Origin of the sequence: Gimesia chilikensis, assembly GCF_007744075.1 — a bacterium.
GTDB classification, from domain to species: Bacteria; Planctomycetota; Planctomycetia; order Planctomycetales; family Planctomycetaceae; genus Gimesia; species Gimesia chilikensis_A.
Window position 1 is genome coordinate 3581337 of the sequence record NZ_CP036266.1, and the last position, 13187, is coordinate 3594523.

Consider the following 13187-nt stretch of genomic DNA (forward strand, 5'->3'; position numbering starts at 1 on the left):
ACCCAACAATGCTCGTACTATCGAGACGTCCCGATCAGAAGATCGTATTTCCCTCCATCGGTGTCACGATCAATGTGCTCAAAGTTCGAGGCGGAGTTGCCAAAATTGGCATTGATGCCCCGCGTGAACTGGAGATTTTGCGAGAGGAAGTTGCTACCAATCAAGGAACTGCGACCTCATCTGCTGACCGACCTTCCATGCTCGTCAATAAAAGTCAGCATGATTTGCGAAACCGGTTGAACACAGCACGGCTGGCAGTCTATCTGGCCCAGTTACAGATTCATCAGGGCGATAACGCTGAGGCAGCTAAAACTCTGGAGACCGTAGTGGAAGGCTTTAAAGAAGCAGAGAAAATCATGGCCGCGCAACGCTCGCCACAGAAGTTGCGCGCCTTGCTGGTCGACGATGATCGCAACGAACGCGAGCTTTTAGCGTCCTGCTTGAAATCGTTCGGTTATGATGTCGAGACCGCCGGCGATGGCGTTGAGGCACTGGAATACCTGCAGGAACACCAACTGCCGGATGTGGTTTTGCTGGATATGGCGATGCCTGTCTGCGATGGTCCCCTGGCGGTACGTCACATCCGCGAAACTCCCTGGATGCGAAACCTGAAAGTATTCGGCGTCAGTGGCGCTGATCCTGGTGAAGCCGGCGTAGCCATCGGTCCAGAAGGTGTGGATGGCTGGTTCAAGAAGCCGCTGGATCCCGCACGTATGATCGGACAGATTCGCCAGGAAACGTTTGGCTCAATCACTACCGTCTAATTACCGCTTTTTTTGAGCAAGGCTAACAGTCGGTCGAGGTCCAATGGTTTGACCAGGTATTCGTCGAATCCCGCCTCTTTCGCACGTTGAATGTCTTCTGGCTGACCATAGCCCGTCAAGGCGATGAGAAACAGGTCGTCACCGCGTTCGGAGCGTAGTGTGCGGGCGACTTCATTACCATTGAGTTCGGGGAGTCCCAGGTCGATTACTGCTGCATCGGGATCGGTATTTCGAATGAGCTGGAGACCTGTTTTACCGTTCTCCGCGGTACTCACGTCGAAACCTTCCATGCCCAGTAAGGCATTCAGCATCTCGCGGTTGTCCTGCTGGTCTTCAATGACCACAACGCTGCGGATCTGCTGCCTGGACTGTTCGCGATGAGAGTGACTGCTCGATTTTCCGTTCCCCTCTGAGGGTTTCGGTTTGCCGTTTCCTCCATTGGATGATTCATCAATCTGGCTGAGATCCTGTTGCTCCAGCAATGGCAGACGAATCGAGAAGACACTACCCCGATTGATTCCTTTGCTTTTGACCTGAATGTCGCCATCGTGTCCATCGATGATGAATTTGACCAGGGAGAGACCAACGCCCATGCCGCCATCCTGGTCATCGTGAGTGCGATGCGACTGGACGAACGGTTCAAAGATGGTTTCCATCATCTCGTTCGAGATTCCTTTACCGTTATCTTTTAATTCCAGAACGGCACCATCCGACTCCCTGCGGACATTCATCCGGATGACATCGCCCCGAAATGAGTATTTTACTGCATTGTCGAGTAAATTCACGACGACCTGCCTTAAGCGGTCTTCATCGCCGTAGAGGTTCAGCGGATCGTCTGTGATATTCAGTTCCAGTTCCTGGTCCTGCTGCTTGATGGAAGGCAGCATCGAATCGATGGCTTCCTGCAGGGGATCATGCAGATCAAATTTCTTCTTGCGGAGTTCCAGTTTGTCCTGGGTCATGCGCGAAATATTCAGCAGGTCATCCAGCAGGCGTGCCATGTGAGCGGCCTGTCTCTGGATGACGGTAACCGCTTTCTGCGATTCTTCAGTTTCGCTGATGCGGTTGTTCAATAATCGAGACGCACTGAAGACGGCACTGATGGGATTGCGCAGTTCATGAGACAGCATGGCCAGGAACTGCTCGCGGTTTTTGACTGCCGCGGCCAGGGAATCCTGTGTCCGTTTCAGAGTGTTGATGTCTATGAGAGTCAGTACCACGCCCTTCAGATCTCGCTTGGAACGGTACGGCAGGACGCGGAGGTACATCCAGCGTCCCTCATCATCCTGGACTTCTTCTTCGATCGCTTCTCCTGTATTCAATACATTTCGAATCTCTTTGATTAAACCGGGGCGGTCAATGTGATGGGCGAAGCTGTCGATGCAGCGGCCCATGTCGTGCGACATCAGTTTGAAAATGGGCCCAATCTGAGGCGTAAATTTCCGAATGCAGAGGTTTTCGTCCAGGAAGACGGTCGCGACATCGGTACTTTCCATCAGACTGTCCAGGTCGGAGGTCATATCCGTCAGGTCATTGATCTTGTTCTGATACTCAGCATTAACGGTATAGAGTTCTTCGTTGACCGAATGGAGCTCTTCGTTTGTGCTCTGTAACTCTTCGTTAGAGGCGATCAGTTCTTCGTTCGCTGCCTGCAGTTCTTCATTGGATGTCTCCAGTTCTTCGACAGTGGCCTGCAGACTTTCCTTGGTGTGCTGCAGTTCGGTTTCCAGAGTCTTAATACGTTCCCGGGCGATGCGCTCTGAACTGAAATCTTTCATGTGGGAGCTCGAATCGCGGCTGGTATCCGCTTCATCATCATCCATCTTTTCAAACATAATCAACAACTGCTGCTGCGAGGCGTGTTTGTTTTCGACAGGCTCGATGGAGACACGATACAGGCCCTCTGCACTCCCGGATTCGACGCGCATGCCGCTATAGCAGACGGGAACCTGGTCTTTGCTGATGCTCTGCATGGCTGCCAGCAGCGCTGTGCGGAGATCGTCTGTGAACAGATCGAGCGCGTCTTTACTTGGACGACCTTTGCGGATCTTCATGAATTTTTCCGCGTCGCCGAATACGTGCAGCAGTTCGCGGGATTCGTCGATCAGGACGGCAGCCGGCATGTGATGCGCGAGAACCCAGTCGTAGGCGCCCAGCAGGCTGATATCCATCAGTTCGCGTTTCTTGGTGGCGGGCTGCCTGGTTTCTTCAACTTTTGTCGAGGTCAGGCTGGTATGGGTCAACGGGCCACGGATATCCGCGGGCAGTCGGATGTCACGACGTTTGTGGTACAGCTTCCAGTGTCCATCAATGACTTCGAATTCATCGGCCAGTTCCCCGGGGGACTCACTGGGACCCAGCATGAGAATGCCGTTGGCTTTGAGGCCAAAATGGAACAGGGACAGAGCCCGTTTCTGCGCGCGGTTCTGGAAGTAGATCAACAGGTTGCGGCAGGATATGAGATCCAGCTTGGTAAAGGGAGCGTCTTTCAACACGTTATGGGGTGCGAAGACGATCATCTTACGCAGATCCGGATCGACAGAGTAACCCTTCTGCGTTTTATTGAAGTAGCGTTTCAGACGTCTGTCGGAAACTTCCTTGAAGGCGTCTTCTTCATAGTTACCCGCACTGGCAAACTCGAGTGAGGCTTTATGTGCATCGGTGGCAAAGATCTTGATGTTGATGGGGCGGTTGCGTTCTTCGAGCTGTTCATGAAATAGAATCGCGATGGAATAAGCTTCTTCCCCTGTCGCGCAGGCTGCGATCCAGATGCGGATTTCTTCTTCAGGGGGGATGCTGTCGAGCAGATTCGGGATAATCTTCTTTTCCAGAATCGAGAATGCTTCTGGATCGCGGAAAAAGCGGGTGACGCCGATCAGCAGATCCATGTAGAGCGAATTCAGTTCCTGGGAATTCTCCCGCAACTGCTCTGCGTAGTCATTAATCGAATCGACCTGCTGCATCAGCAGACGGCGCTGGATTCTTCGTCCGACGGTACTGGACTTGTAGTGGGAAAAATCGATGCCGTATTCCTGGTTCAGGAGTCCGAAGATCAATTCGACGCCTTCGTCAAGTGGTTTTTCCTCTACCTGATTCGATGTCAGGGAGTTGTTGTGAAAGGTGACATGCTTTTCAATGGCACCGGCTATTTCTCGCGGTTTCAGGACCAGATCCACCAGTCCCGTTTCTCGTGCCGACTGGGGCATTCCATCAAATTTTGCGGTTTCATTACTCTCACAGATTACAAGTCCGCCTGCGTCGTGAACGTCACGAATGCCACGCGAACCATCACTGCCACTGCCCGAGAGCACGACCGCGATCGACCGGGAGCCTGCTTCCTGAGCCAGTGAGCGGAAAAAATAATCAATGGGCAGCGTCAGGGTTTCTTTGGGATCTTTATCTCGCAGACGAAAGCGTCCATCGGAGAGGATCGCCTCTTTCTTAGGAGGGATCAGAAAAATCCGATTGGGAGAGATCGGCAGTCCATCTTCCGACTGTTGGATGGGGATATCAGTCCGTCGCGCCAGGAGCTCATCCATGACGCTTTTGAAATCGGGGGACAGGTGCTGCACCACGACAAATGCGATGCCGCTGTCGACGGGAACCTTGGCGAACAGCTCTTCCAGGGATTCCAGTCCACCTGCTGACGCACCGACGCCGACGATCGGAAAACTGCTCGGTTCATCGTCCTCATCTGAATTACGATTGGTTTCACCCAGCTTAGCCTTATCGCTGTTCATCGTTGAATGTCCTTTTCTCAGATTACGCTGCATCAACGTGCGATCATTTTGACGCGCTTACAAATTTCTCTGTTTGCCACTCCCAAAAGCGAACGGCATGCCAGTCATGTCCACAGAGTGTCGTTCGTGTTGTAAGTGGCTACTGTGTAATGATATGCGGTGAAGGGAGGTGGAAGGGAAACCAGCAGAAGGGGCAATGAAATGGCTGCCCATCGATCAGTTCGGCGGCTGATAATACGGCTTTGTGTAGCCTGTTCATCAGAATGTGCAGTCCTGATTAAGACCGCGGATCCCGCAGGAACAGCCAGAGGAAAATCGAGAACAGGCCGAGCAGCCCCAGGCCGATATGCAGGGATGCGACACTGATCGAACCTGCGAGCGCATTGCCGGTGGTGAGTGGCCAGAAGGGATGCATGTCGGCGTGCATCAGGCTGTCGAGGAAGACATGAGAGACTCCGCCGATCAAACCGGCGATGAGAGACTGTAGCAGCAGCCGTGTCCGGGATGTTTGCGCGAGACGCTGTTTCCAGCGTGAGGTTGGGGGCATGAGTCGGGCCAGAAAAAGTATGAGTCCCCACATCAGCAGACCAGCCACGAGTCCTGCGGCGCTGCCTCCCAGGTAGGTATGCAGACTGCGGTGGAGAGGCAGCTCATTGCGGCTCATATAGTAGAGCACTTCCACATCAATCAGCACGTTGGCCGCCATAAAGGAGGTCAGCCAGAATGAACGGGGACCGCAGACTTTGGTGAGCAGGCCGGGACTGAAATGAAACGGGGTGAGCGGAATGAGTGATCCTCCATGCTGAAATATTTCTGGCCGGAATCATAGTCGGATGAGCGCGAATCTGTCTATCGCTGTTTGGACGTGTCTGAGGGATGCTGGCTGGAAATAGTTCTTGAATGCCGGTTTGCACGGACTATGATGGCGGATGTATGACTGTGCCCAAATGAATCGGCGACGCTGCAAGAGACAGGCTATTGGCCTGGTACCCCCTGCTGCGGAGGTGGGGTACGCAACTGGCTGGGGTCGGGCTCGACTGTGACCAGCAGGAAGTTGTACCACACATTATCTTCCGGCTCGCCTCTGGTAATGCGCTGAAAACACCAGCGCATGGGATTGATCACAGGCTGTCCGGCCTCCTCAGTGAGTTGAAGTGTGACGGCTTTAGTTTCGGGATCAATTTTCCATTCACTCGGCTTGACTGTTTTAATCACCTCACCAATATAGGCTCCCCAGAGATAGCTCCGCGCAGACGGCGTGATCGAGCGGTCCGCGTTTGGATCCTGAAGATAGCGTTCCCGCGATTTGGCCAGAATCTGTTCTACCTTCTCAACAGATTCCGGAGAGTAATCCAGGTCGACCTGAAATACGTCTTGCGCTAACCGGACTGCCCGTTCTGCCTCTTGTTTCATATGACCGGAAGCTCCCAGCCGATCGATTTTCGGCAGACTGACATAGTAATGGCTCAACTGCACGCAGCCGGCGACTCCCAGAATGATGAGCAGGATGATTACATAAATTCTGAGATTACTTTTGGGAGAACTGGTCGTTTTGGGGGCTGTTTCGTTCATGAGTTCGCTTGATCTGCAGAGAGAAGGATTCGCGCTGGGGCTTATTTTACGCTACACAGCAGGCAGGGAGAATATCGACAGGTCGAAATAGAGCAGATGTTGAAAGATCCGCTGCAGCAAACAGCAATTGACAGGCTCCCCTGCTCTTTTAAGATAGCGGGATGGCTGTATTTGCAAACATCATCTTTCTGTTGATCTTATTCATGATCGGATTCGCAATCATTGCGCTGATTTTGATGGGGACGTTATATTTTTTGCGTGTCAATCGAAAGTGGCAGTGGCTGCTGGGGGCGTTTGTGATTTACTGCAGTGCCCTGGGAATCTGGCAATACGGGTTATCACGTCCAGCCGCCGTCTTTGAACGGCAGTTTGGCTTTGCCCCACCAGCTGATGTCTGCGAGTTGCAGTCTTCTACATGGATCCTGGGGGATGCGGGACATATCCGGCTCTCGTTTAATGGGAGCCGTGAGACGGTGCAGCGGATTCTGAAACGTGGTCTCCAGCGGCAGGAGGACATGGGATTTCTGGAACGTTATAATCGCGAGTTTTCAGAATACTTCGTGCACGAACGGGAAGAGCTGATTTATAACAAGGATACCGGGCATGTGGAATTCACCTGGCAGGGCATTGATTAAATAGTGAGTTTCAATCAACGTTGTTTTTTCCTGCCGAACCAGCGACCGATGAGGGCGTAGCGATACCAGCGGAAGTATTTGGGAAGCCAGCGGAAGAGCTGGAAGCGGGATTCGCCGGCGTCGCGGTCTTTCCAGGTAGTGGGAATCTCGCCGATCTTTTCGCCGCGGACAAAGGCCTTGGCGGTCAACTCCAGGGCGATTTCGAAGCCCTGCTCGCTTTCGATCTGCAGTTCATTGACCAGGGCGGCGTCATACAGACGGAAATTATTGGTCGCGTCGTGGGTGGGGAAGCCGACCAGGTAATAGAGTGAGAGTCCCGCCAGGCGGCTGAGCGTGCGTTTGAGCAGCGGACCGCCGAGTTGCCTGCCTCCCTGCATATAACGTGAGGCGCAGACGATCCGGCATCCAGAATGATAAAGCTCGAGCATGGGTGCGACATCGTTGAGGTCGTCGGAAAGGTCGGCCATGATGACCAGGGCCGGTCCGTTGTCTGCCGCCTGGAAGCCGGCCCGGATGGCATTCGCGGGTCCCCTGCCCAGTTCGTTTTTGACCAGTGAGAGGTAGGGACGCGTGGTCGCCAGTTCGCGGGCCACCGGAACCGTGGTGTCTTCGTCAAAGTCGTAGACAACCAAGACGCGGAAAGGTTGCGGCAGCCGCTGGTCGATGGCATCGATCAGGCGGGGGAAGTTTTCGTCCTCGTTATAGACGGGGACGATGACCGAGAGAGGAGTGGCTGCCTGCTCCATCAGATGGTTCCGCGTGCAATCTGTTCTTTAATCCAGGGGATGACCTCGTCCAGCATCTGATCCAGAGTGGTGTCGGCGGTGAAGCCGAGCATGTCTTTTGCTTTCTCAACTGCGGGAGAGCGATACTGCACATCGTGTGGGAATGGCTGTTCGCTTTGATAGCGGAAAGGCTTATCGGGCCCATGAATTTTCTGCCAGATCGTCTCGGCCAGTTCGAGGACCGTCGTCGCCTGGGGGGTGGAGAGGTTGAAGTCTTCGTTGAGGGCCTGGGGATGTTCGACACAGAGCCGGATGCCCCGGGCGAGGTCTCCGCCGTAGGTGTAGTGACGGACCTGCGAGCCGTCGCCGAGAATCTGCAGCGGGTCCTGCCCTTTCATGATTTTCTGAACGAGGTCGGGGACGACATGGCTGAGAGCGAGTTCGATATCACCCGATTTGACATCTTCATCGGTGACTGCCCGGCGTTCTCCGATGCCGACGCAGTTGAAGGGGCGGGCAATTGTGTAAGGCAGACCGTATTGCTGATGTGCTCCCTGGGCATAATACTCCACGGCGAGTTTCTGAAAGCCGTAGGTCGATTCGGGAGGCGGGCAGGTGCGCTGGTCCCCTTCCTGACTGGGAAACTGCTGCGCACATTCAAAGACCATCGACGAGGAAATGACGGTGATTTTCTGCAGTTGTCCTTCACGATGGGCGGCGAGAGCCGCGTCGAAAGCGGCCGCTGTGATGCGTTCATTTTCTGCGAGCAGGTCGTAGGCGAATTTGTGGAAGTAGGAAATACCGCCGATCATCGCGGCGCCGGCGATGAAGTGATCGCAGTCCTTGAGCAGCCGACTGAGCAGGTCGATGTCTTTGGCATCGGCCTGCAGGAATTCGTAGCGGGGATGTCCCTGGTGAGCGGGACTTAATTCGCCGTACTTGGAGAAATTGTCCAGACCGACGACATCGTAGCCGGCCTCCAGCAGTTCTCCGACAACATAACTGCCTATAAACCCGGCGGCGCCGGTAATCAGAACTTTCATGGCTCCTGCCTTGTTGTGAATCCAAATACGTCAATCAGGGGTTTGGTGGTCTGTAAACTGCGATACTCGTCGTGACAGGCCCCGAGGATCAGAATGTCTGACTCCTGCTGAATGGTTTCGAGCGAAACGAAATCGGAACTGTCGATGAAGGGATCGGTACAAAGCACCCGCCGGCATTCCAGCGTCAGCACTTTTCTGAGTTTGTACGATAAAGAACTCCGAGGATCATCGCAATTCCCCTTGAAGCCCATTCCCAGAATCCCGACCGTCAAGCCGGTCAGGTCGTGATTTTTCTTGAGTCGTTCCACAATGAACCCGGGGAGTCCCTCGTTGACCGCCATCGCAGTCTGACCGAGGGTGAGCAGGTTGTGATTGAAGGATGCCAGCTGCATGGTGTCTTTGAGCAGACAGGGACCGCCGGCAAACCCGGCGCGGGCAAAGCCGTTCATGCGGGGGTACTTGTAGGTGATCGCATGATAGATGCGGTCGAAGTCGGCCTCGTAACGCTGGGCCAGCATGTAGAACTGATTCGAGATCGCGAAGTTAATGTAGCGATAGGAATTGGTAAACAGCTTACCCAGTTCGGCTTCGACGGGAGAAAGCTCGATGACTTCCTGACCGAAATCGGAGAAGAAACTGGCCGCCCGCTGTGCTGCCTGTGGGGTACAGCCGCTGACTAACTGGGGGAGTTGTGTCAGTTCCAGGAGTGCCCGACCCTGGGCAATCCGTTCGGGGCAATAGGAGACATCGATCTGCAGGTCACGTTCGGCGACGAGTCGCCCCAGTCGCTGGGTGACTCCGGGGAAGACCGTACTGCGAATGATAAGTAACTGACCGGGGCGGCAGTGCTGGAAGACATCTTCCATCACCTGATCGAAGGCTCTGAGACTGGGGTCGAGATATTCATCAACCGGGGTGCCGATGGTGACGATGATCACATCCTGTTCGGAAAGCGCCGTGAAGCTCGTGGAACAATGCAGGCGGCCGGATTCGAGAACTCGCGGTAGAAGCTGGTCCGCGTTGATTTCCTGGAACGGCATCTGGCCGGAGCGGATTGTATCGAGCTGCGCCTCGTTGAGATCGACGAGCGTTACCGTGTGTCCGCAGTCACACAAGGCCAGGCCGAAAGGGAGTCCCACATGACCGCCTCCCCCGATGATGGCCACGCGGAGAGGATGTTGCACCTGTGTCGTCTCTGTCTGTCCCTCTTGCGCGTTCAACCGGTGACTCCTGTGCTGGTGATGATGGTTGTCATTTCTGACTGGTCTGATCGAGGCTCTGTACCGGGCTGTCTTCCGGCACATAAACTTCGACAAAACAGCTGAAGGGATCATCCGGATCTCCCCAGGTTGCCACGAGACGCCCTTTGAATTCTTGACTCAACTCCCTGTCCCGCATGTCATGGCTGACAATGAGGTAATCGTAGGGAAAAGGACGTGCATCAAAGGCGAATTCGCGGTTGTCCCCGAGGAGCGTCTGACGTCCCGCGGCTGCAAAATTGAAGACATAGGCGCGATCGACCGTATAACGGGCGTCTGCAGGTAACTCCTGAATGATCCGACTGATAAATCGAGGTGCATTGTAATTCACATTCGACCAGTTCGCAATGTGAGCGCCCCAGGTGCGGATCCCCGAACCGGGAAGCATCGCCAGCACAAAACAGGCTGCACCAACCAGTACCGGAAGACGCCAGACGACGCTGCGGTTCCAGAGTGGCGTAGCGAGGCGGCTCAGCCCCCAGCCCAGGCAGAGGAACAGGAGCACGCCGGGATACGACCAGTAGCCTTTGGTCGGGTGGTGGCCCTGGCAGGCAATGAGCAGGTAAATAGAGGACCAGGTGAGCAGCAGCAGGATACGCTGACGATGGTCCCGGGAGCGCCAGGCCAGCCCGGTGCCGATGACTAATCCTGCGGCCATGAGTGAGAGCTGAATCGTGCCCGCGTGTTCGCGGAGCAACTGAAACTGCGTGGCGAAGTAAGGCCAGGGAAACAGAAGACGGGAGATCAGTCCCGGACCGGAGCGGTCGAGGACGTTGGTGAAAAACTGATAGCGGAACGGTTCGGGGTAAGCCAGTATCAGAGGGAGCCATAAGGCGAAGACCGCGAGGGCGCATCCGGTGATCACGGTGCCCCGCAACAGGCGTTGTTGCCAGGTCCCGTTGACGAGCAGTGCCCAGCAGCAGAGCTGAATGCAGTAGACCAGCGCAAAGGGATGCGTGAGCATGCCCAGTCCCAGCAGGAGGCCGACGAGACCCAGGTCGCGGTAGCGTCGTGCGCTATCATGCCAGTGATACATCATCAGGATTGCCAGCAGTCCCCAGAGGCAGCAGAGCATGTCGGGTCGGGAGATGACAGCGGGGAAATAAAGGAGCCGGGAGAGGCTGAAGAGCCCCGCGGCGATCAGTCCGGCCTGTGGGTCTTTGAATACGCGCACGGCGAGCAGGTACATCAGAATCAGGGTTCCGACCCCAGCCGCGATGGAGACGAGCCGCGTCGTGCTGTAAGTTGGAGGCAGGAAGGCGTACAGCGGTGCGGAGACATAAAAGTAAAGCGGCGGAAGTGCGAAGAGCGCTTCGTCAGCCTGATAGAAGGCGCTGCCAGTCTGGCGTTGTGGAGCATACGGGACGCGGGGGATGGCTGTCTCGAGAATCGTCCACCCGGGAATGGCGAACCATTCTTCATCCTGGCCCCCTGCCTCGCGGAGTACGAGGGGGACCCGCCAGATCAGAAAGAGGATCACAATCCCGGCGAGGGCCCAGCGACACCAGTGGCTGGTGTGAGAGGTGGTCTGATTCGATTCGGGTTCGGACAAGGTCGGCAGCAGGCTTTCGGTGACGGGACGCGCGGAAGTCGTTTCTAAGATTTTACCGACGATAAACGGTTTTCCAGTCGGGATCAAGCAGATTCCGAAGCAACGATGTGAATCGGCGTTCGCTTATTGCGGCAGGCATTCCAGAAGGCCGAGTACCGCCCAGGTGGTGCCCCAGTAGACGGCAGTTTCTTCGATGCGATCTTTCTTCTTGGCTTTGGTCCCTTTGACCGGCCAGGAGCCATCTTTTTTCTGAGTCGAGATCAGAAACTGCTCCGCCCGTCGGACTGGGTCGGCCTCTAAATCAACGCCTGCTTTACGGAGGGCGTACAGTGCCATGCCGGTGCCGAGGGCATCGCTGGGATCGCTGGTGAGCCAGCCCCAGCCACCATCATCGTGTTGCAGGCTCTGTAATTGCTGGATCATCTGGTCGCGCTGCTGGTCTTGTTTCTGGCTGGTCGCGAGCAAGAGTTTCATGACGTACCATTCGGTGCTTTTGCCCGGTGCACTCTTGTCGATAAAGGTCTGGGCCTGCTGGATGGTCTTTTGATTTTGAGGATCATCGGCGGCGGTCAGCAAACCGAGCGTGAGCCACATGGTACTTACGGCATCGGTTTCCGGTTTGGGACGCTTCTGAAAGGGAAGTTGCCCGCCTGCTTTCCAGGAGCCGTCGGGCCTCTGATCGACACGCAGCAGACCGATCAGTTTTTTGCGGGTTTCCGGATCTGAGTTGGCTGGCGTAAATGCGAACAATTGCTGGACTACGCCTTCTTTATTAGTCGTCCCCGCGATCTGGCCTTTGTCGTTCTTGGCCAGTGCCTTATCGTTGGCCCAGTCGGTCCATTCCTGCAGACGGTCGCTGACGGTGAAGCCATGCTGCTTCGCGTTCTGCAGACTCCAGAGCATGGTTCCCACGCGGTGGCAGGACGCACATTTCTTTTCCTCAATCCACCACAGGCCCTGTTTTTCAATATACGGGATGCTGCGCTCTACGGTCGACCGAACTTCGGCGGTGGTGGGCTGGGCGTCGGAGACTGCGCCGGTCAGAGCGAGGAGGAGTGAGCTGAAGAGGAACATGGTGAGCGCCTTTGGTTAGGAGACGGATCTGAGGATTAATACTTGCTTCTATTCTAACAGACCAGCATCCATTTATCAGAGTGAAATATAAAACGATTTCGATGAAATCGGGATAGAATTTCCGATTCTCAATGATGTGCCTTTGTTCCCGTTAAGAATTGATGAATCGCAATTTATGAAATCCAGAGAATCTCTTGCTGACTTAAGAAAGCACGACATAATTGCCATGAAGCATGCTAAAAAGGAGGGAGCACAAGTCGATGTTAAATTCAGGGGATATCTTGGCAGCTGAGGTCCTGGCGGTGCAGGTCTTCGGAGTTTTTTGCGCGTCTGACAAGCAGGAGATTCAGGTGCTGATCCCGGAGATCTCCTGGATCGCCTCTTTTAATTCTTGTGTGCAGTTTGCATCTCCGGGTGATCAATTACGGGTTAAGATCATTCATGTTGATGCGGCAGGCGGTCGGATTGCTGGTACGATTAAAGGAATGTACCCGGACCCCTGGGAGTCGAATCAGTTTGAAGTGGGAACAATTTTTTCGTCAAAAGTGATGCGTCATGTCGATCAGGCAGATCGATGCGATGGACAGTCTGGCTATCTGGTTGAACTGATACCAGGGTCTTATGCGATGTTATGTGAGCAGAACATTTCACTCACACCAGGTGAGCACTGTTCCGTCATCGTGAACGCAGTCAATCGGCGGCAACATGCAGTGCGTATCTCTCTGGTATCTCCGAACCAAAAAGCCTGTTAAGAAACGGTGAAGCATCCCGAGCGCGACTGGAACCCCGGATGCGTGACGATTAAGCTTTTGTTTCTCTTGTC

11 protein-coding genes are annotated in these 13187 nt (G+C 54.8%); 3 read left to right on the forward strand and 8 right to left on the reverse strand.

The window, feature by feature from the left end:
- Positions 1-8 precede the first annotated feature (8 nt).
- Entirely contained in the window at positions 9-764 is a 756-nt protein-coding gene (locus HG66A1_RS13615) for a response regulator (RefSeq protein ID WP_145184666.1), read from the forward strand.
- Here HG66A1_RS13615 and HG66A1_RS13620 read toward each other — a convergent pair.
- The 3 genes from HG66A1_RS13620 to HG66A1_RS13630 form a co-directional block, all read right to left on the reverse strand.
- Entirely contained in the window at positions 761-4504 is a 3744-nt protein-coding gene (locus HG66A1_RS13620; RefSeq protein ID WP_197997134.1) for a chemotaxis protein CheB, read from the reverse strand. The two genes, HG66A1_RS13615 and HG66A1_RS13620, sit on opposite strands and share 4 nt — an antisense overlap.
- 277 nt (positions 4505-4781) lie before the next feature.
- Positions 4782-5315, reverse strand: a complete 534-nt coding sequence (locus tag HG66A1_RS13625; RefSeq protein ID WP_145184671.1) for a DUF4184 family protein — start codon at positions 5313-5315, stop codon at positions 4782-4784.
- A gap of 164 nt (positions 5316-5479) precedes the next feature.
- On the reverse strand, positions 5480-6076 hold the full coding sequence (locus HG66A1_RS13630) for a hypothetical protein (protein ID WP_145184673.1): 597 nt from the start codon (positions 6074-6076) through the stop codon (positions 5480-5482).
- 161 nt (positions 6077-6237) lie between these two features.
- On the opposite strand from HG66A1_RS13630, the gene HG66A1_RS13635 reads away from it, so the two are divergent.
- On the forward strand, positions 6238-6711 hold the full coding sequence (locus tag HG66A1_RS13635) for a hypothetical protein (protein WP_145184675.1): 474 nt from the start codon (positions 6238-6240) through the stop codon (positions 6709-6711).
- Positions 6712-6725: 14 nt separating this feature from the next.
- Here the strand turns inward: HG66A1_RS13635 and HG66A1_RS13640 are convergent, their stop codons facing one another.
- From HG66A1_RS13640 to HG66A1_RS13660, 5 genes are read right to left on the reverse strand one after another with little or no spacing between them, the layout of a single operon-like run.
- A complete protein-coding gene (locus HG66A1_RS13640) occupies positions 6726-7457 on the reverse strand; it encodes a glycosyltransferase (RefSeq protein ID WP_145184677.1) in 732 nt (243 codons plus the stop codon).
- A complete protein-coding gene (locus tag HG66A1_RS13645; protein WP_145184679.1) occupies positions 7457-8479 on the reverse strand; it encodes an NAD-dependent epimerase/dehydratase family protein in 1023 nt (340 codons plus the stop codon). Before HG66A1_RS13645 ends, HG66A1_RS13640 begins: the two co-directional genes overlap by 1 nt.
- Positions 8476-9699, reverse strand: coding sequence for a nucleotide sugar dehydrogenase (locus tag HG66A1_RS13650; RefSeq protein WP_197997135.1), 1224 nt, complete (start codon positions 9697-9699; stop codon positions 8476-8478). The genes HG66A1_RS13645 and HG66A1_RS13650 overlap by 4 nt, the downstream gene beginning before the upstream one ends.
- A gap of 31 nt (positions 9700-9730) precedes the next feature.
- A complete protein-coding gene (locus HG66A1_RS13655; RefSeq protein WP_197997136.1) occupies positions 9731-11377 on the reverse strand; it encodes a glycosyltransferase family 39 protein in 1647 nt (548 codons plus the stop codon).
- A gap of 36 nt (positions 11378-11413) precedes the next feature.
- Positions 11414-12364: a prenyltransferase/squalene oxidase repeat-containing protein gene (locus tag HG66A1_RS13660; RefSeq protein ID WP_145184685.1), complete on the reverse strand. Its 951-nt coding sequence runs from the start codon at positions 12362-12364 to the stop codon at positions 11414-11416.
- Positions 12365-12624: 260 nt separating this feature from the next.
- On the opposite strand from HG66A1_RS13660, the gene HG66A1_RS13665 reads away from it, so the two are divergent.
- Complete coding sequence (locus HG66A1_RS13665; protein ID WP_197997137.1) at positions 12625-13116, forward strand: S1 RNA-binding domain-containing protein; 492 nt, start codon at positions 12625-12627, stop codon at positions 13114-13116.
- The last annotated feature ends 71 nt before the right edge of the window (positions 13117-13187 follow it).